This is a genomic window from Thermomonas alba (genome assembly GCF_022419205.1).
Taxonomy (GTDB): domain Bacteria; phylum Pseudomonadota; class Gammaproteobacteria; order Xanthomonadales; family Xanthomonadaceae; genus Thermomonas; species Thermomonas alba.
In genome coordinates, this window is the sequence record NZ_JAJOZU010000004.1 from 167,415 (window position 1) to 186,108 (window position 18,694).

At 70.1% G+C, this 18,694-nt stretch carries 20 protein-coding genes; 12 read left to right on the forward strand and 8 right to left on the reverse strand.

Translation table 11 applies throughout. The features are described from left to right. Window positions 1–29: 29 nt before the first annotated feature. The 3 genes from ML342_RS07720 to ML342_RS07730 are packed head-to-tail and all read left to right on the forward strand — an operon-like array spanning window position 30 to window position 2,357. A complete protein-coding gene (locus ML342_RS07720) occupies window positions 30–722 on the forward strand; it encodes a thiol:disulfide interchange protein DsbA/DsbL (protein WP_240126464.1) in 693 nt (230 codons plus the stop codon). 11 nt (window positions 723–733) lie between these two features. Then, window positions 734–1,588 (forward strand): thiol:disulfide interchange protein DsbA/DsbL, encoded by an 855-nt coding sequence (locus ML342_RS07725; protein WP_240126465.1) that lies wholly within the window; start codon window positions 734–736, stop codon window positions 1,586–1,588. 10 nt (window positions 1,589–1,598) lie between these two features. Beyond that, window positions 1,599–2,357 (forward strand): endonuclease/exonuclease/phosphatase family protein, encoded by a 759-nt coding sequence (locus tag ML342_RS07730; RefSeq protein ID WP_240126466.1) that lies wholly within the window; start codon window positions 1,599–1,601, stop codon window positions 2,355–2,357. Here the strand turns inward: ML342_RS07730 and ML342_RS07735 are convergent, their stop codons facing one another. Continuing rightward, window positions 2,358–3,161: a sulfite exporter TauE/SafE family protein gene (locus ML342_RS07735; RefSeq protein ID WP_240126467.1), complete on the reverse strand. Its 804-nt coding sequence runs from the start codon at window positions 3,159–3,161 to the stop codon at window positions 2,358–2,360. Between the two features lie 48 nt (window positions 3,162–3,209). On the opposite strand from ML342_RS07735, the gene ML342_RS07740 reads away from it, so the two are divergent. Together ML342_RS07740 and ML342_RS07745 are read left to right on the forward strand one after the other, a co-directional pair. Beyond that, complete coding sequence (locus ML342_RS07740; RefSeq protein WP_240126468.1) at window positions 3,210–5,270, forward strand: lytic transglycosylase domain-containing protein; 2,061 nt, start codon at window positions 3,210–3,212, stop codon at window positions 5,268–5,270. Continuing rightward, a complete protein-coding gene (locus ML342_RS07745; RefSeq protein WP_240126469.1) occupies window positions 5,267–6,538 on the forward strand; it encodes a multifunctional CCA addition/repair protein in 1,272 nt (423 codons plus the stop codon). Before ML342_RS07740 ends, ML342_RS07745 begins: the two co-directional genes overlap by 4 nt. Here the strand turns inward: ML342_RS07745 and ML342_RS07750 are convergent. From ML342_RS07750 to tsaD, 6 genes are all read right to left on the reverse strand, one after another. Further along, window positions 6,518–6,937: a VanZ family protein gene (locus ML342_RS07750; RefSeq protein WP_240126470.1), complete on the reverse strand. Its 420-nt coding sequence runs from the start codon at window positions 6,935–6,937 to the stop codon at window positions 6,518–6,520. The two genes, ML342_RS07745 and ML342_RS07750, sit on opposite strands and share 21 nt — an antisense overlap. Beyond that, a complete protein-coding gene (locus ML342_RS07755; protein WP_240126471.1) occupies window positions 6,934–8,124 on the reverse strand; it encodes a class I SAM-dependent methyltransferase in 1,191 nt (396 codons plus the stop codon). The genes ML342_RS07750 and ML342_RS07755 overlap by 4 nt, the downstream gene beginning before the upstream one ends. Further along, window positions 8,124–8,639 carry a 6-pyruvoyl trahydropterin synthase family protein gene (locus ML342_RS07760; protein ID WP_240126472.1) on the reverse strand — a complete coding sequence of 172 codons (516 nt, stop codon included), beginning with the start codon at window positions 8,637–8,639 and terminating at the stop codon, window positions 8,124–8,126. Before ML342_RS07760 ends, ML342_RS07755 begins: the two co-directional genes overlap by 1 nt. Further along, window positions 8,636–9,340 (reverse strand): SDR family oxidoreductase, encoded by a 705-nt coding sequence (locus ML342_RS07765; RefSeq protein ID WP_240126473.1) that lies wholly within the window; start codon window positions 9,338–9,340, stop codon window positions 8,636–8,638. Before ML342_RS07765 ends, ML342_RS07760 begins: the two co-directional genes overlap by 4 nt. Further along, entirely contained in the window at window positions 9,337–9,699 is a 363-nt protein-coding gene (folB, locus tag ML342_RS07770) for a dihydroneopterin aldolase (RefSeq protein WP_240126474.1), read from the reverse strand. Before folB ends, ML342_RS07765 begins: the two co-directional genes overlap by 4 nt. 88 nt (window positions 9,700–9,787) lie before the next feature. Beyond that, the gene (gene tsaD / locus ML342_RS07775) at window positions 9,788–10,813 is read right to left on the reverse strand and encodes a tRNA (adenosine(37)-N6)-threonylcarbamoyltransferase complex transferase subunit TsaD (RefSeq protein ID WP_240126475.1); all 1,026 of its coding nucleotides are present in this window, start codon (window positions 10,811–10,813) and stop codon (window positions 9,788–9,790) included. A 90-nt stretch (window positions 10,814–10,903) separates the two neighbouring features. Here tsaD and rpsU point away from each other — a divergent pair, with 90 nt between their 5' ends. The 5 genes from rpsU (at window position 10,904) to dnaG (ending at window position 14,041) form a co-directional block, all read left to right on the forward strand. Beyond that, complete coding sequence (gene rpsU, locus ML342_RS07780; RefSeq protein WP_240126476.1) at window positions 10,904–11,119, forward strand: 30S ribosomal protein S21; 216 nt, start codon at window positions 10,904–10,906, stop codon at window positions 11,117–11,119. 98 nt (window positions 11,120–11,217) lie between these two features. After that, on the forward strand, window positions 11,218–11,661 hold the full coding sequence (locus ML342_RS07785) for a GatB/YqeY domain-containing protein (protein WP_240126477.1): 444 nt from the start codon (window positions 11,218–11,220) through the stop codon (window positions 11,659–11,661). A gap of 3 nt (window positions 11,662–11,664) precedes the next feature. Beyond that, window positions 11,665–12,165 carry a GNAT family N-acetyltransferase gene (locus ML342_RS07790; RefSeq protein WP_240126478.1) on the forward strand — a complete coding sequence of 167 codons (501 nt, stop codon included), beginning with the start codon at window positions 11,665–11,667 and terminating at the stop codon, window positions 12,163–12,165. 36 nt (window positions 12,166–12,201) lie between these two features. Then, window positions 12,202–12,336 carry a hypothetical protein gene (locus ML342_RS11895; RefSeq protein ID WP_275672421.1) on the forward strand — a complete coding sequence of 45 codons (135 nt, stop codon included), beginning with the start codon at window positions 12,202–12,204 and terminating at the stop codon, window positions 12,334–12,336. After that, window positions 12,320–14,041, forward strand: a complete 1,722-nt coding sequence (dnaG, locus tag ML342_RS07795; protein WP_240126479.1) for a DNA primase — start codon at window positions 12,320–12,322, stop codon at window positions 14,039–14,041. The genes ML342_RS11895 and dnaG overlap by 17 nt, the downstream gene beginning before the upstream one ends. Window positions 14,042–14,050: 9 nt before the next feature. Here dnaG and ML342_RS07800 read toward each other — a convergent pair whose 3' ends face one another. Next, window positions 14,051–15,385 (reverse strand): NTP/NDP exchange transporter, encoded by a 1,335-nt coding sequence (locus ML342_RS07800; protein ID WP_240126480.1) that lies wholly within the window; start codon window positions 15,383–15,385, stop codon window positions 14,051–14,053. A gap of 136 nt (window positions 15,386–15,521) precedes the next feature. Between ML342_RS07800 and ML342_RS07805 the strand changes: the two genes are divergently transcribed. Further along, a complete protein-coding gene (locus ML342_RS07805; RefSeq protein ID WP_240126481.1) occupies window positions 15,522–17,117 on the forward strand; it encodes a GMC family oxidoreductase in 1,596 nt (531 codons plus the stop codon). 143 nt (window positions 17,118–17,260) lie between these two features. Next, the gene (locus ML342_RS07810) at window positions 17,261–18,625 is read left to right on the forward strand and encodes a serine hydrolase domain-containing protein (protein WP_240126482.1); all 1,365 of its coding nucleotides are present in this window, start codon (window positions 17,261–17,263) and stop codon (window positions 18,623–18,625) included. The last annotated feature ends 69 nt before the right edge of the window (window positions 18,626–18,694 follow it).

Genomic DNA, 18,694 nt, shown 5'->3' on the forward strand with positions numbered 1-18,694 from the left:
CCGCCCTCTTTCACCGGAGCCTTTGCCCCATGCGCACTTTGCTGCTGTCTCTCGTCCTGCTGGTTGCCGCGCTCCGGCCGGCATACGCGCAGTCTGCCTTGCCGGGGCTGACCGAAGGTGTGCAGTACCGCACCCTGGACAACGGCCAGCCGTACCAGCCGCTGCCGCCGGGGATGGTCGAGGTGGCCGAGGTCTTCGCCTACACCTGCCCGCACTGCGCGCACTTCGCGCCGATGCTGGAAGCCTGGCAAAAGCAGCTGCCGGCGCATGCGCGGGTAGTGCTGGTGCCGTGGGTGTCCGACCGCAATGATCCGTGGGCACGCATCTACTTTGCCGCACGCAAGGCGCGTGCGCTGGGCGTGCTGCACCCGCGCCTGTTCAGCGCCATCCATGAAACCGGCGAGCTGCCGCGCACGGCCGATGCCGCGCAGATTCTCGCCTTCGCCAGCCAAGTAAAAGGCGTGAACGCGCCTGCGCTGAAAGCGGCGCTGGAAGACGAGTCCGCGCAGCTGGACGCACTGCGCGCGGCGTTCGAGTTCGAGCGCCGCACCGAGGTGGAAGGAACGCCCACCCTGATCGTGGCCGGCCGCTACCAGATCCTCGGCAACAGCTACCAGAATCTGCTCGACAACGCCCGCCGGGTGGTCGAGGCCCTGGCCCCGGCGCGTCCCGCACCGGCCAGGCCCGCCCCCACTACTGGCAAGCCTTCCCCCCATCACTGACCGACACCGCCATGACCGCCCTGCGCCACGCCCTGCTCCTGATGATTCTGTTGCCGCTGGCCGCCTGCAAGAACGAGGCACCGGCCGCGGCCGGTCAAGCGCCCGCCTCCACTACCCCGGCCCCTGCGTCGGCCAAACCCGTGAGCGCCGAGGACCCGCAGCGCAAGGCGCAGGCCGAGGCTGCATGGAAGGCCGCCGAGGAGGCCGCCGCCAAGGCGCCGCCGCCGGTGGAAGGCGTGGACTACGTGACCATTCCGAACGGCCAACCGTTCGACACGCCGCCCGGCCAGGTCGAGGTGGTGGAGTTCTTCGGCTACGTCTGCCCGTTCTGCGCGATGGTGCAGCCCACCGTCAGCGCGATGAAGGCCAAGCTGCCGGCCGACGTCCACTTCGTGTATGTGCCGGCCGCGTTCGGCTCGATGTGGGACAACTACGCCAAGGCGTTCTATGCCGCGCAGGCGATGGGCGTGGAGGACAAGACCCACGACGCCCTGTTCCGCGCCATCCACGTCGACCAGACCTTGAAGGGTGAGCGCGGCATGGACAGCCCGGAGGACATCGCCGCGTTCTATGGCAACTACGGGGTCGATCCGCGCCAGTTCCTCAGCAGCATGCAGAGCTTCGCGGTGGCGACCAAGGTCAACCGCGCGCGTGCCTACATGCAGGCCGCGTTCGCCAACGGCGACCAGATGGGCACGCCCACGTTCCTGGTGAACGGCAAATACCGGGTCAAGGGCAAGACCGTGGATGACATGTTCCGGGTGCTCTACCAGCTGATCGTGGCCGAACGCGCCAAGCTGGCTGCGACTGCGCCGGCCGCCGCTGCGGCGCCTGCCAAGACGACGGCGGACGCGCCGAAGTCCTGATGCCCCGCCCATGGCCGTGCGCCGGCTGCGCCTGCTGAGCGCGAACATCCAGGCCGGCACCAGCACCCGCGGCTATCACGATTACGTGGCGCGCAGCTGGTCGCACGTGCTGCCGGCGGGCAACAAGCGCAAGGCGCTGGACAGCATCGCGGCGCTGGCTCATCGGCACGACATCGTGGGCCTGCAGGAAGCCGATCCCGGCAGCCTGCGCTCTGGCTTCACCAACCAGACCCACTACCTGGCCGAACGCGCCGGTTTTCCCTATTGGAGCCACCAGCCCAACCGCCGCGTCGGCGGCCTGGCTTCCAGCGCCAACGGCCTGCTGAGCCGGCTGCCGCCGGTGCGGGTGGAAGACCATCCACTGCCAGGGCGGGTCAAAGGCCGCGGCGTGCTGCTGGCCCGCTTCGGCGCAGGCGATGCGGGGCTGCTGGTGGCGATCGCCCATTTGTCGCTGGGCGCGCAATCGCGGCGCGCCCAGCTGGACTTCATCGCCGACCTGCTCGCGGAGTCCCCGCATGCGGTGCTGATGGGCGACTTCAACTGCGATCCCGACCGTCCCGAGATGCAGCTGCTCTACCGCAAGACCCGCCTGCAGCCGCCCGCACAGCGCCTGCCCACGTTTCCCGCGTGGCGTCCGCAGCGCGCGATCGATCATATGCTGGTGACCCCGGCGCTGCCGGTAGCGGCGATGCAGGCGCTGCCGGCCGCGCAGTCCGACCACCTGGCGCTATCGATGGAGCTGGACGTGCCGGAAGCAGCGCTGCGCTGATCAGCGCAATGCGCTGTAAGCGAACCCCGCACCGACCAGCAGCAGGAATCCGGCGAACACCCGCTTCAGCGCCTGCCCGCTCAGGGCATGCGCCAGCCGGGTGCCGTACGGTGCCGCCAGTACCGAGGTCACCGCCACCCCCAAAGCTGCCGGCAGGTACACATAGCCCACCGCCCCGGCCAATGGCAGCGCACCGGCCGGCGCCTGCAGCGCATAGCCCAGCGCGCTGGCGAGCCCGATGAAGATGCCGCAGGCGGACGAAGTGCCCACCGCGCGCACCGGCGCCACCCCGCGCCAGACCAGCAGCGGCACGGTCAGGCTGCCGCCGCCGATGCCGACCAGCGCCGACACCGCGCCGATGCCGATCCCGGCCAAGCTGTAGCCGGGCCCGCGCGGCACGCGCGCGCCTCCTCCGCCAAGCGTCGGTTTGGAACCCAGCAGCTGCAGCGCCACCAGCGCGCAGTAGCCGGCCACGCACCAGCGCAGCACGTCGCCCGCCAGCGTGATCGCGACCCGGCTGCCCAGCCAGCCGCCCAGCAGCATGCCCGGCACCAGCCACGCGGCCGTCGGCCACAGCACGCTGCCGCGACGATGATGCGCGCGCGCCGAGGCCGCCGCGGTCAGCACGATGCTGGCCAGCGAACTGGCCAGCGCCGCGTGCATCGCCGCCTCCGCGGGCACGCCCTGCAGCGGCAGCAGCCACGCCAGCGCGCCCACCAGCACCAGCCCGCCGCCGATGCCCAGCAATCCGGCGAGCACGCCGGCCAAGGCGCCCAGCGCCAGGTAGATCGGGAAGAACGCCATTGCAGGCTCACGTCGAGAGAGGCGTGCATGCTCGGCTATAGTCGGTCCATGCTCAAGCGCGCCTGGACTCTGCTGCTCTCGATTCCGCTGGTGGCCGGCGCGGCGGATGGCGCGCTGCCCGCGCGACCACCTCTTCTGCCGCCGCGCCCGAAGGTGGTGATTCCGGCGCCCAGCCCCGCGCTGAAGGCGGCGCTGGACGCCACCACCCGCGGCGGACTGGACGACCTGGCGCTGGCTGGATTCAGCGGCCAGCCGCTGGCCGGCTGGCTGGAATACGCCGCGCTGCGGGTCCGCTTCGACCGCCTGCCGCCGGCACGTGGCGCGGCCTTCCTCGCCACGCATGCGGGCGAACCGGTGGCCGCTGCCTTCCGCGCCGACTGGCTGGCGGCGCTGGCGCGCCGCAACGAGTGGCCGGCATTCCTGGACGCCTGGGATCCCGCGATCACCGACCCGGCCCTGCGCTGCCTGCGCTTGCAGGCCCTGATGGCGATGGATCGGGTGGATGCGGACTGGACCGCGCAGGCACAGTCCCTCTGGCGCAGCAGCGGGACATCGCTGCCGGCGCAGTGCGATGCCCCGTTCGCGCTGCTGGCGGCGCAGGGCGGGCTGCCCGACGCGCTGCGCTGGGAACGCTTCGACAAGGCCGCGCAGGCCGCCCAGGGCGCCGTGATGCGCAGCATCGCGCGCGGCTTCGCATCCCCCGCGGATGCCGCCCAGGCACAGGCATGGGCGGCCTATCTCGATGCGCCGGGCGGCGACGTCTCGACCTGGCCGAAGACCGCGCGCAGCCGGCTGGTCGCAGCCGTGGCGCTGGCAAAGCTGGCCAGGGCCAATCCCGACCGCGCCGAAGCCCTGCTGCCCGGGGTGGCGCAGGCGCTGGGCTTCGGCGAGGCCGAGCTGGGCCGGGTGCGCTACCAGATCGCGCTGTGGACGGCCGCGTCCTACCTGCCGGACGCGGCGCGCCGGCTGGCGGCGGTGCCGGAGTCCGCCGATGACGACAGCCTGCGCGAATGGCGGGTGCGCGAAGCGCTGGCCCGCGCCGACTGGCCGGCCGCGCTGGATGCGATCGCGCGCATGCCGGAGGCGCAGCGCAACGACAGCCGCTGGCTGTACTTCGCCGCGCGCCTGCGCGAGCTCAGCGGCGATCCTGCCGCCGCCCGCGTGCTGTACGCGCAGGCCGCGCAGAACACCGACTTCCACGGCTTCCTCGCCGCCGACCGCCTGGGCCAGCCCTATGCGCTGTGCCCACGCATGCTGCAGGCGCCGGCCAGCGCCAAGCATGCGGTCGCCCGCGATCCCGCGCTGGTGCGCGCGCTCCAGCTGTTCCAGCTCGATCGTCGCAGCTGGGCCGTGCGCGAGTGGAACGCCGCGCTGGCGCACTTCGACCCGACCCAGCGCCAGCTGGCGGTGGAAGTGGCGCAGGACAACGGCTGGTTCGACCGCGGCGTGTTCGGGCTGGTGAACGTCGGGGGCCAGCGTTATCCGGAGGAGCAGCAGCTCTACCTGCTGCGCTTCCCGCTGCACCACACCGAGCGCATCCTCCGCGAGGCCGCGCGCAACCGCCTCGATCCGGCCTGGATCGCGGCCGAGATCCGCGCCGAGAGCGTGTTCGACCCGCGCGCGCGCTCGTCGGCCGACGCGCGCGGATTGATGCAGCTGCTGCCCGCCACCGCCGCGGCGCTCGCAAAGTCCCTGGCCATGCCGTGGAGCGGTGACGACGACCTCTACGACCCCGACACCAACATCACCCTCGGCAGCGCCTACCTGCGCCAGCTGCTGGATCGCAATGACGGCCAGCTCTACCGGGCGATCGCCGGCTACAACGCCGGACCGGCGCCGCTGGCGCGCTGGCTGGCGCAGCGGCCAACGCTGGATCCGGACATCTGGATCGAAACCATTCCCTACCGCGAAACCCGCGACTACGTGATGCGCGTGCTGGCCTTCAGCGTGCTGTATGACTGGCGCCTGCGCGGCGACGCGCTGCGCCTGTCCGACCGCCTGCTGGGAAGGAACGACGGCCCGCGCAAGGGCTTCACCTGCCCGGCTCCCGCTTCTCCTTCTTCCACGCCCACCTCCGCGCCGGCGCAGGACGCGCGCAAACGCCCATGACCACCGCCGCGTCCGCCCACCTGCCCGCCCACGTCCGCACCTACCTGGTCGGCGGCGCCGTGCGCGACGCCCTGCTCGGGCTGCCCCCCGGCGACCGCGATTTCGTGGTGGTCGGGGCGACGGTGCAGGACATGCTGGCCGCCGGCTTCCGCCAGGTCGGCCGCGACTTCCCGGTGTTCCTGCATCCCGACAGCGGCGAGGAATACGCGCTGGCGCGCACCGAGCGCAAGTCGGGGCGCGGCTACACCGGCTTCGTAGTGCATGCCGACCCGTCGGTCACGCTGGAAGACGACCTGCGCCGCCGCGACTTCACCATCAACGCGATCGCGCGCGCCGAGGACGGCCGCCTGGTCGATCCCTTCGGCGGCGTGCGCGACCTCGAAGCGCGCGTGCTGCGGCACGTCGGCCCCGCCTTCGTCGAAGATCCGCTGCGGGTGCTGCGCGCGGCGCGCCTCATGGCGCGCCTGGCGCCGCTGGGTTTCAGCCTCGCCGCGGAGACGCTGGATCTGATGCGGAAGATGGCCGCCAGCGGCGAGCTGGCCGCGCTGGTGCCGGAACGGGTCTGGCAAGAACTGGCAAAAGCGCTGCGCAGCGCAGCGCCCGCCGCATTCCTGCGCACCCTGCGCGCGGCCGATGCGCTACGCGCGGTGCTGCCGGAGGTGGATGCGCTGTACGGCGTGCCGCAGCGCGCCGAGTACCACCCGGAGATCGATACCGGGCTGCACCAGGAGCTGGTGTGCGACATGGCCGCACATCTGGCGCCGGGCGACGATCTGGTCGGCTTCGCCGCGCTCTGCCACGACCTCGGCAAGGCGCTGACCCCGGCCGACATGCTGCCGCGCCATGTGATGCACGAAGTGCGCGGGGTCGAACCCGCCCTCGCCCTGAGCCGGCGCCTGAAGGTGCCGGGCGAGCATCGCGATCTGGCGGTGATCGCCTGCCGCGAGCACCTCAACATCCATCGTCTCGCCGAGCTCAGGCCGGCCACGGTGCACGAGCTGATCGCGCGCTGCGACGGCTTCCGCAAGCCGACCCGGATCGAGCGCCTGGCCACCGTGTGCGAGGCCGACGCGCGCGGCCGCGCCGGGCACGCCGATACCGACTATCCGCAGGCCGCGCTGCTGCGCCGCCTGCATGCCGCGGCGCTGGCGGTGCGCGGCGAGGCCATCGCCGCCCAGGGCGTCACCGGCCCGGCATTCGGGCAGGCGCTGCGGCGCGCGCGGATCGCGGCGATCGCCGCGGCCGCCTCAGCGCCGGAACAGGCGTGAATCCAGCCACAGCAGGGCATCGCGCAGCGGCGTGAACGCCGTGGCCAGCCCGACCAACACGCCGATGGTATTGGCCAGCGCATCCAAGCGGTCCATGGTCCGGCCCAGCCCCATCGCGCCCTGCAAGAACTCGATGGCGATCCCCATCAGCACCAGCAGCACGCACACCACCGCCCACGAGCGCCGACGCGCGAACACCTGCACCGCGCCGGCCGCGAGCAGGGCATACGCGGTCAGATGCTCGGTCTTGTCGCTCACCTTCAGGTCCGGAAGATCGCGACCTGGCACCAGCGAAGCCGCCACCACCAACGCGATCGCCAGCATCCACAGCCCGGCCCACAGCCACGGCCGCCGGAACGGCTTGAGCGAGCGCCCGATGCGATATGGCCTGCGGCTCATAGGCGGTGGCTCAAGTCGCCAAGCAGGAACGCCGCCTCCAGCTCGACCCCGCGCTGAAACCCCATGACCTGGAAGCGCTCGCCCATCTCGCTCGGCAGCGTGAGCAGTTTGGCCTGCTGACGCAGGTTGTGGCGGGCGATGTCATCCGCGGCCTGCGCCTCGGCGGCTTGCAGATGCTGCTGCAGCCCGTTGCCCAGCAGGAAGCTGGCCTGGCTGCAGTAGCCGGAAAACTCGAAGCCTGCGCCCACACCAGCTTCGGCCAGCGCGGTGAAATCCACCGAGGCGGTGATGTCCTGCAGGCCCGGCCAGGCGAACACGTCGTCGATCAGATGGTGCCGCCGAAACGCGCGCAGGGTGCCGTCGCTGCGCTCGGGCAGGTAGTACTCGCTGCGCGCGTAGCCGTAGTCGATGAACAGCAGCGCGCCGTTGCGCAGCCCACCCACCACGGCCTGCAGCCAGTACGGCAGCTGCGCCAGCGCCTCGCTGCGGTAGCCGTCGGCGAACGGCGCCGGCAGCTGCGCCTCGATCCGGCGCACGGCGGCCGCCAGCAGCGGATCGGCCGGCTGCTCGGCACGCACGAAGCGGCCGTCGCTATCCAGCGCCACGCACTCCTCCAGCACCTGCCCGTTGCGCACCACGAACCGCGGCGTGGGCAGCGCGTCGATCACCTCGTTGGCGAACAGCACGCCGTCCCATTGCGCCTGGATCGGCCCGTCCAGCCATTCCACCCGCGCGAACAGCGCCGCCGGCAATCGCGCCTGCAGGCGCGCGCGCTGACGCTGGCGCAGATCGGCGCTGGGCTCGAGGATGGCATAGCGCGCGGGCAGCGCCCCGAGTTCCTGGAGCCGCAGCAGGCAGGCCTCGGCGAACGCGCCGCTGCCGCCGCCCAGCTCCACGAACAGCGCGCCCTTGCCGGCCTGGCGCAGCGCCGGCGCCAGCGCATCGGCCACGCAGGCGGAAAACAGCGGGGACAACTCGGGCGCGGTGACGAAATCCCCGCCCGCGCCGAACTTGTGCGCGCCGGCGCTGTAATAGCCCAGGCCCGGGGCATACAGCGCCAGCTCCATGAACTTCCAGAACGGGATGCAGCCACCGGCGCCGATGATCTGCTCCTGGATCACCGCGCGCAGGTGCGCGCTGTGCGCTTGCGCCTCGGCATCCGGCGGAGGCAAGGTCGAGCCGGCCATCACGCCACCCGCATGCGCCGTCCGGCGCTCTGGCCCGGGCCGGAAAGCACCCGTACTTCGATCGCGACGATCGCATGCGCGCGCAGCGCGTCGCGATCCTCGGCCAGACGCTGCAGGAACCAGCCAGCGAACTCCTCCAGCGTGGCATTCTCGATCGGCAGCAGCAGCACGTCGCCACGCAGGAACGGGATGCGCTGGCCGCCGAAATGCGCGTACACGTGCTCGCCCTCCTCCTCGACCCGCAGATAGGGCGAGCGGGTGGGCAGGATCGTCCACTCGTTGAGCTCGCGACACAGCGCAACGACGCGATCCTTGTACAGCCCGTAGTCGAAGCACATGCCGTTGCCGAGCATGCGCGCTTCGATGTCCACCTCGACCATGAAGTTGTGGCCGTGCAGGCGCTCGCGCTCGGTGGCCGAGAAGATGGTGAAGTGCCCGGCCGAGAACTTCATGTTCTGCTTGGCCAGGCGAATGACCACGGTTTCCTGCATCGCGATGCCGTCCTGCGCGCTCATACGAAATCCTCCTCGCCGATGTCGCCCAGTTGTGGCCGCATCACGATGTCCTCGACCACCGTGCGCGCCGACAGCGACCACGCCGCCCACGCCATCTCGGCCACGTCCTCGGCCGGCATCAGGCGCTCGGGCGGCAGCGGCACGCCGTCCCAGGACGCGGTCAACGTGGCGCCCGGCAGCAGCGCCACCACGCGCACCCCGTGCGGCTTCATCTCCTCGCGCAGGTTGCGCGAAAAACCGTACAGCGCGTGCTTGGCGATGCTGTAGGCGCCGCCGTTCGGATACGCGGCGATCGACGCCGTGCTGCACACGTTGAGGATCATGCCGCTGCGGCGCTCGATCATGCGCGGCAGCAGCCGCCGGGTCAGGCGGTAGGCGCCGAACAGATTGGCCTGCAGCATCTCCAGCAGGGCGCCGTCGTCCTCATCCGCGATCCCGCCCGGGCGGAACGCACCGGCGTTGTTGACCAGCAGGTCCACCCCGCCATGGCGCGCCAGCACCTCGCGCGCGAGGGCGTCCACCGCCGCGTCGTCGCGCATGTCGCAGGCCAGCGTCTCCACCTGCGGCAGCTCGGCGCGCAGCGCCTGAAGCCCCTCGCGGCCACGCGCGCAGGCGATCACGGTAGCGCCTTCGCGGGCGAAGCGCGCGACGATGGCGCGACCGATCCCGCGCGAGGCCCCGGTGACCAGCACCACGCTCATGCGCACGTCCTCCCACGCTCGATCTCCACCCCCACCGCCTGCGCCGCGGCCAGTGCCTGCGGCTTGGACAGTCTGAGCCATACGCCACGCGCGCCGAACTCGCGCAGGATCAGCGCAGCGCAACCTTCGGCCAGCGTCTCCACCAACGCGCAGCGGCTGTCGGCGACGTACTCGGCCAGGCGCCGGCTGACGGCCTCGTAGTCGAGCGCGTCGGCCAGGGCATCGCTGGCGGCAGCCGGACGATTGTCGAACTGCATGCGGATGTCCAGCCGCAGCGGCTGCGGCGCGAGGCGCTCGTGGGCATGGACGCCGATCACGGCATCCACGCGCAGGCCTTCGATGAAAACGATGTCGGTCATGATGTTTCGCGTCTACGGGACTTGGATTACCCCGGCGCGGCGTGGATTGGATGCACAGCTTAGCAACCCAAGCCCCGCACCCCGGTGGTCAGACCGGCGCCAGTGTCGCCATGTCCCAGCGCGGCACCGCGCGGATCGCGGCATCGTCATGCTGGCCGGCAGTCAGCCGCAGCGCGCCGGCGAAGGCGATCATCGCGCCGTTGTCGGTGCACAGCGCCGGGCGCGGGAAGCAGGCGCGGCCACCGCGGGCGGCGCACAGTTCCACCAGCGTCGCGCGCAGGCGCGCATTGGCGCCGACGCCACCGGCAACGATCAAGGTGTCGCAGCCCGCCGCGTCCAGCGCGCGCGCGCACTTGATCGCCAGCGTCTCCACCACCGCATCCTCGAACCCACGCGCGATGTCGGCGCGGGTCTGCTCCGACTGGTCGCTGCCCTGCCACGCCAGCAGCACCTGCGTCTTCAGGCCGCTGAAGGAGAAATCCAGCCCGGGGCGGTCGGTCATCGGGCGCGAGAACCTGAACCGGCCGGGGATGCCCCGTTCCGCCAACGCCGCCAGCTGTGGGCCACCCGGATACGGCAGGCCCATCAGCTTGGCGGTCTTGTCGAACGCCTCGCCGGCGGCATCGTCCAGCGTCTCGCCCAGCAGGCGGTAGCGGCCAATGGCATCCACCGCCACCAGCTGAGTGTGGCCGCCGGACACCAGCAGCGCTACGAACGGCGGCCGCGGGGCATCGTCTTCGATCAGCGGCGCCAGCAGGTGGCCTTCCATGTGGTGCACGCCGATCGCTGGCACCTCCAGCGCCCACGCCAGGGCGCGCGCCACGCCCGCGCCCACCAGCAGCGCGCCCACCAGCCCTGGGCCAGCGGTATAGGCCACGCCGTCGAGGTCGGCGGTGGTCAGGCCGGCCTCGGCCAGGGTCTGGCGGATCAGCGGCAGCAGCTTGCGCACGTGATCGCGGCTGGCCAGTTCCGGCACCACCCCACCGTATTCGGCGTGCAGGGCGATCTGGCTGTACACCGCCTGCGCGCGCAGGCCAGCGGTGCCGCCGATGGCGGTGTCGTACACCGCCACCCCGGTCTCATCGCAGGACGTTTCGATACCCAGTACCTTCATGCGCTTATCTTGCGCCGAAACGGAGGCTGCTGCTATCATGCGCGGCTCGCCCACCCGACTGGGCGACTTCTCCAGTCACGAGATTTGCCGATGCCCAGCGTCAAAGTCCGCGAAAACGAACCGTTCGAGTTTGCCCTGCGCCGCTTCAAGCGCACCTGCGAAAAAGCCGGGATCCTGGCGGAAGTTCGCAAGCGCGAGTTCTACGAGAAGCCGACCCAGGAGCGTAAGCGCAAGGCCGCTGCGGCGGTGAAGCGTCAGGCGCGCCGCGCCTCGCGCGACGTCACCAAGCGCCAGCGTCTGTACTGAGCGCGTTGGCTGTCCGCGAAAGCCGGCACGCGCAAGCGTGGCCGGCTTTTTGTGTTGGTCGCCTTCGCCCTCGACGACCCCTTGCCCGGGAGCACGCCATGAGCCTCAAGCAACAGCTGACCGATGACATGAAAGCCGCGCTGAAAGCCGGCGAGAAGGATCGCCTGGCGGTGATCCGGCTGATCAATGCCGCCATCAAGCAAAAGGAAATCGACGAGCGCGTGGAGATGACCGACGCGCTGGTGCTGGCGGTGCTGGAGAAGATGGTCAAGCAGCGCAAGGACTCGATCGCCCAGTACGAAGCGGCCGGCCGCGAGGATCTCGCCGCGCAGGAGCGCTATGAGATGGGCGTGATCGAAGCTTACCTGCCCGCCAAGCTGGATGAGGCCGCCATCCTGGCCGAAATCGACAAGGCCATCGCCGCCACCGGCGCATCCTCCGCCGCCGACATGGGCAAGCTGATGGGCGCGCTCAAGCCGGCGCTGGCGGGGCGTGCCGACATGGGTCTGGTGTCGAAACTGGTCAAGCAGCGGCTGGGCTGAGCGATGGTTGACGCACGCGTGCTGTCGATCCGCCCCGCGACCGCAGGCGACGTCCCATTGATCCATCAGCTCATCGTCGAGCTGGCCGAGTACGAGCAGCTGGCGCACGCCGTGGTGGCAACCGAGGCCGATCTGCACGCACAGCTGTTCGGCGAGCGTCCGGCCGCCGAGGTGCTGATCGGCGAGGTGAACGGCGAAGCGGCCGGGTTCGCCCTGTTCTTCCATAACTTCAGCACCTTCCTCGGCAAGCGCGGCCTGTATCTGGAGGATCTGTACGTGCGCCCGGCCTTCCGCGGCGCCGGGCTCGGCCGCCACTTGATGGCCGCGCTGGCGCGGATCGCCGTGCAGCGCGGCTGCGGCCGCTTCGAATGGAGCGTGCTCGACTGGAACCAGCCGGCGATCGCGTTCTACCGTCGGCTGGGCGCCACCGGCATGGACGAATGGACCGTGCAGCGGCTGGAAGGCGCGGCCCTGCATGCGCTGGCGGCGCGCGACGAGCTCTAGTCCGCACACAATGCGCGGCCGCCCTACACTAGCCAGATGGCCCGCATCCCGGACGCCTTCATCGACGACCGCGCCGCGATCGAATCCGCTTGCGACGCGGATCGGCGCGCCGCGACGCGCCGACCGGACACGCTTGCAGCAGTAGATCGTGGGTATGGCTCGCATACCTGACGCTTTCATCGATGACCTTCTGGCCCGCACCGACATCGTGGAGGTGATCGGCGCGCGCGTGCCGCTGAAGCGTCAGGGCAAGGAATACGCGGCGCGCTGCCCGTTCCACGACGAGCGCAGCGCCAGCTTCACGGTCTCGCCGACCAAGCAGTTCTACCACTGCTTCGGCTGCGGGGCGCATGGCACCGCGATCAGCTTCCTGATGCAGTACGACCGCCTCGAGTTCCTCGACGCGGTGGACGAACTGGCCAAGCGCGTGGGCATGGAGGTGCCCCGCGAGACCCAGCAGCGCAACGCCAATCCCGAGACGCGCGACCTGTACGCCGCGCTGGAGGCCGCCGCCGGCTTCTTCCGCGCGCAGCTCATGCGCAGCGACAAGGCGCGCGCCTACGTCGAGAAACGTGGGATCGCGCCGGAAATCATCGAACGCTACGCGATCGGCTACGCCCCGGAAGGATTCTCCGCGCTACGCGATGCGCTCGGCGCCGACCAGCGCCGCCTGCAGCTGCTGGAACGCGGCGGGCTGTTCTCGAAAAACGACAAGGGCGCGGTTTACGACAAGTTCCGCAACCGCCTGATGTTCCCGATTTTCGATCGGCGTGGACGCACGATTGCGTTTGGCGGACGGGTGATCGACCCCCAGGATTCGCCGAAGTACCTCAACTCGCCGGAAACCCCTCTGTTCCACAAAGGCCGCGAGCTGTACGGGTTATGGCAGGCCCGGCAAGCCAATCAAACGCTCGCGCGCCTGATCGTGGTGGAAGGCTACATGGATGTCGTGGCACTAGCGCAATATGGCATCACCCAGGCAGTGGCCACCTTGGGCACCGCCACCACCGCCGATCACGCCGAGCTGCTGTTCCGCAATGCGCCGGACGTGTACTTCTGCTTCGATGGCGACCGCGCCGGGCGCAGCGCCGCGTGGCGGGCCCTGACGGCCGCGCTGCCACGGATGAAGGACGGGCGGCAGGCGTTCTTTCTGTTTCTTCCGGAGGGCGAAGATCCGGACTCCCTGGTGCGCAAAGAAGGCGTGGCCGGATTCGAAGCGCGCCTGCGCGCGGCCACCCCCTTGTCGGAGTTTTTCTACACCTCGCTCACCGCCGACGTGAATCTGGCCAGCCTGGACGGCAAAGCGCGTCTGGCCGAGCGCTGCAAGCCGTATCTGGCGCAGATTCCGGACGGCGCTTTCGCCGACTTGATGCGCCAGCGCCTGCGCGACCTCACCGGCGTGGGTACGCCCCCGGCCGCGCCGTCCACGCCGCCCACGCCGGGCCGACCGCGTGCCGCTCCCGCCCAGAAACCCAGCCTGGTGCGCAGCGCGATCACCTACCTATTGCATCGCCCGGCCTTCGCGCTGGAGCTGCGCCCCCCCTATAACTTCACCGAACTGCGCCAGCCCGGGATCGACCTGCTGGCTGAACTGGTGCTGCTGGTGCGCGAGCGCCCCGAGATCACTACCGGCGCGCTGCTGGAGCATTTCGAGGGTCGCGACGAGCTGACGGCGCTGCAAAAGCTGGCGCTGGTCGAACTGCCGGGCGAGGACAAACACCTGCGCGCCGAGTTCCTGGACGCGATCGCCCAGCTCGATCGCCAGGTCCTGCAGCAGCGAATCGAGGAATTGCAGCAACGGCAGCGCAGCCAGGGTCTGGACGATACCGAGAAGCAGGAGCTGCGCGAACTGCTACAGGCGCGCCTGCGGCGCTGATCGCGCTGCCTAGTCGCGCGCGGCGGGTAGCCGCCTGGCCTCGCCCACCACCTTGAAGGCACCGAGGGTGAAGACACCGGCCACCAGCAGCCCGGCGCCGAACACCGCCTGCGAGCCGAAGGCCGCCAGCAGCTTGTGCACCCAGACGAAGGTGAGGTCGCCGCCGCGGTAGATCACGGTGTCGATCGCGGCGCCGGCCTTGTAGCGCCACTCGCGCGCCACCCGGGTATAGATGGTCTCGCGCGCCGGCTTGCCCAGCGAAAACTCGCCGGCGCGGGTCGCCACCTGCACCACCGCCACCAGCAGCGGCAGCGGCGAGGCCGCGAGCGCGGCGTAGCCGAGGACGATGGCAAACGCTGGAATCAGCAGCGCCGGCGCGATCCCGAAGCGCGACAGCAGGGCGCGGGTCACCAGCAACTGCACCAGCAGCGTCAGCCCGTTCACCGCCAGGTCGATCCCCGCGTAATAGGCGGTGGCCCGCTGTGGGTCGGGGTAGAACTGGCGCACGATCGCCGCCTGCTCGTTGTACAGCAGGGTGCCTACGCCTACCCCGAATACCGTGAGCACGGCCAGCCAGCGCAGCAGCGGCTCGCGCGCCACCAGCCGCAAACCGGCCAGCACGCTGCCGCCCATCGGCACCTCGCCGCTGGCCAGGCGACGCTGCGCCTCGCGCGCCACCGCGTGCCGGCGCAAGCGCAGCAGACAGCCGATGCACAGCAGCAGGCAGCCGGCCGAGACCAGCATCAGGTGGGCGATGCCGATGCGCTCCACCAGCAGGCGGGTGAGGATCGGCCCGAGGATCGCACCCAGGGTTCCGGCTGCGCCGATGTAGCCGTACACCGCGCGCGCCTCCGTCTCGCTGAACACGTCGGCCATGAAGCTCCAGAACACCGCCACTGCGAACAGGTTGAACACCGTGATCCACAGGAAAAACGCCATGCCACGCCCCGGCAAACCGAGGTGGAAGGCGACGTAGAACAGCAGCAACGTGGCGATGAAGAACCCGTACACCGCCGGCAGAAACACCCGCCGCGGCCAGCGGCTGACCAGCCAGCCGTAAGCCGGCTGCAACACCAGCATGATCAGGAACGTGAAAGTGAACAACACCTGCAACTGCAGCTCTTTCAGCGCCAGGCCGCGCTCGGCGAAGAACCCGATCATCCCCGGCGGGAACAGCGCAGTGACGTCGCTGGATGCGCCCATCGCCTCGCGCACCGGGCGCAGCACGTAATAGCCGGTCAGCAGGAAGAAGAAATACAAAAACGCCCACGGCAGCGGCGGCGACTCGCGCAGGGCGGCCTGGAACCGGGCCAGACGACCGCCGATGGAAGGGGAATCGGTCATGCGATTCGCGATAGACAGCGCAACAGACAACGGGAGGCGCCACGTTAACCGCAGCCGCGGCGGGACGCCACCGAGCATTTACTCTAGACGCGAGGCATAGCGTCAAAACCACTTTGGCTACAGATGGATTGCCGCGTTGGAAAGCCGTTACGACTACATCATCATCGGTGCCGGCTCGGCCGGCTGCGTGCTGGCCAACCGTCTGAGCGAGGATCCGTCGGTCAAGGTGCTGCTGCTGGAAGCCGGCGGCCGCGACTGGCATCCATTCGTGCACATGCCGGCCGGGCTGGCGCGGATCGCCGGCATCAGGTCGATCAACTGGGACTACAGCACCGTGCCGCAGCCACAACTGGGCGGACGCGTGCTGTGGTGCCCGCGCGGCAAGCTGCTGGGCGGCTCCAGCTCGATCAACGCAATGTGCTACATCCGCGGAGTGCCGGGCGACTATGACGCCTGGGCCGCCGCCGGCGCCACTGGCTGGCACTGGGACAACGTATTGCCCTATTTCCGCAAGTCCGAAGGCAATACCCGCGGTGCCGATGCCTTCCACGGCAGCGACGGCCCGTTGACCGTCTCCGATCTGCGTTACGTCAATCCGTTGACCGAGGTGTTCATCGCCGCTGGCCAGCAGGCCGGTCTGCCATTCAATGCCGATTTCAACGGCCCGCAGCAGCTCGGCGTCGGCCTATATCAGGTGACCCAGCGCAATGGTGCGCGCTGCTCGGCGGCGGTGGCCTACCTGAATCCGGTCAAGACCCGCCCCAATCTGACCGTGCGCACCCATGCCGCGGTGAACCGCATCACCTTCGACAAGGGGCGCGCCACTGGCGTGGTGTGCGCGATCCGCGGCCAGGGCTTCCACTTCGAAGCCACGCGCGAAGTGATCCTCAGCGGCGGCGCGATCAACTCGCCGCAGCTGCTGATGCTCTCGGGCATCGGCCCGGCCGACGATCTGCGCCGGCTCGGCATCGAGGTGCTGCACGACGCCCCCGGCGTCGGCGCCAACCTGCAGGATCATCTGGACGTCACCACCCTGCAGCACTGCACCCAGCCGATCAGCTACGACCGCATCAGCGAAGTGAAGACCGCGCTGCAGTACTACCTGGGCGGCCATCGCGGCCCCGGCACCAGCAACGTGGCGGAAGGCGCCGGCTTCGTGCGCTCGCCGCTGGCGCCGGACGCGCGCGCCGACATCCAGCTGCACTTCATCCCGGCGATGATCGACGACCACGGCCGCCACCGCCTGCCGGGCGACGGCTACACCCTGCACGCCTGCTTCCTGCGCCCACGCAGCCGCGGCCGCGTCACCCTGGCCAGCAACCGCGCCAGCGACAAGCCGATCATCGACCCCAACTACCTCGGCGACCCGGAAGGGTTCGACCTGAAGATGATGGTCGAGTGCGCCAAACTGTCGCTGGAGCTGCTGGCGCAGAAGGCGTTCGATCCGTATCGCGGCGCGCCGATCTTCCCAAAGGAGCTGCCGCGCAGCGAGGCCGACTTCATCGCGTTCGTGCGCCAGCGCGCCGAGACGGTGTACCACCCCATTGGCACCTGCCGCATGGGCAGCGACGATGCGGCGGTGGTCGATCCGATGCTGCGCGTGCGCGGGGTGGACGGATTGCGCGTGGTCGACGCCTCGGTGATGCCGGACCTGCCCGGCGGTAACACCAACGCCCCGACCATCATGATCGCGGAACGCGCGGCGGACCTGATCAAGGCAGCCAACGCCTGAGCCGTGATGCATCTTCGCCAGCTCGCCCGTGACCGCGATCACATGCCGCGGCCACAGGCCACCGCACCGTATCCACATTCATGCAATCGCGGCCACAGACGCTAGAATCGGCCCGTCGTTGCAGCATGGCTGGGGTCCTGCCGATGAAAGTGCGCATCCGGCGTCAGGCATGGCGCGTAGGCCTGATCGCGGGCCTGCTTCCGTTCGCCCTGGGATCCACCGCCCAGGACACCGCGCCGATGGCAGGCGCCAGCACCTCCCGGCCCGCGGCCGCCTCCAGCGCCACGCTGCCGGCCGCGCTGCCGGAGCCGGCGGCCGCCGCCCCTGCCGCTTCTGCCCCAACGTTCGATGCCTCTCGCTTTGAGGCCATGGCCGAGGCGCTGGTCGCCAATGGCCGCATCCCTGGCCTTGCGATGGCGATCGTCAAGGACGGCCGGGTCGTCAGTCTGCGCGGTTACGGCGTCACCGACGTACGCGACCCGCAGCCGGTGGATGCGCACACCGTGTTCCGGCTGGCTTCGCTGTCCAAATCCTTCGCCGCCACCCTGGCCGGCCTGCTGGTGAATGACGGCGTCTTGCGCTGGGATAGCCGGCTGGTGGACTACCTGCCCTCGTTCCGGATGTCGCGCCCGGACGCCGCGGCTCGGGTCACGGTGGCCGATCTGCTCAGCCATCGCACGGGGCTGCCGCGTAATGCCTTCGATCGCGATCTGGAAGGCAATGCCCAGTATCACGACCTGGTCCTGCGCATCGCCGATGCACCGATGGCCTGCGCGCCCGGGGAGTGCTATGCCTATCAAAACGTGGCCTTCAGCCTGATCGGCGACATCGTCTATGCCGCAACCGGGCGCTTCTACAGCGAGGAAGTCGCGCGCCGGATCTTTCAGCCGCTGGGCATGCACGACGCCAGCTATGGGTTGGAAGGGCTGGAATCCAGCGCACGCTGGGCGCGCCCGCACGTGCGCGGCCGTGGCGGCTGGGTGCCGCTGCTGCCCAAGCCGAACTACTACCGCGTGGCGCCTGCCGCCGGCGTCAATGCCAGCATCAGCGATCTGGCGCAGTGGCTGCTGGCGCACGGCGGCCATCGCCCCGACGTGCTGCCGGCGCCGCTACTGGCCACCCTGCACGCGCCCCTGATTTCCACGCCGAGCGAGATCCACGGCTCCTCCTGGCGGCGCGCGCGGCTGCAGCACGCCAACTACGCCCTAGGCTGGCGCGAGTACGACTACGCCGGCCACCCGGTGATCTTCCACGGTGGCGCGGTGCAGGGCTATCGCGGGATGATGGCGCTGCTGCCCGAGCAGGACTTCGGCGTGGCCATCCTCTGGAACAGCGAAAGCGCGCTACCCAGCGGGCTGCTGCCGACCATCCTCGACGATGTGCTCGGCTTGCCGGCCGGACGCTGGCTGGACGAAGACACCCTCGACGGCTCCGAAGACCTGCTGTATGCCCAACGCGCAGCGCCTGCCGCTGGCAACGCGTCCCGCGCCCAGGCGTCACCTCCCTGAGCAACACCAACAGCCCTTCCAGCAACGTCGAAAAGAAACCCCTCCCGCCTGGGCAACGGGAAGGGTTGA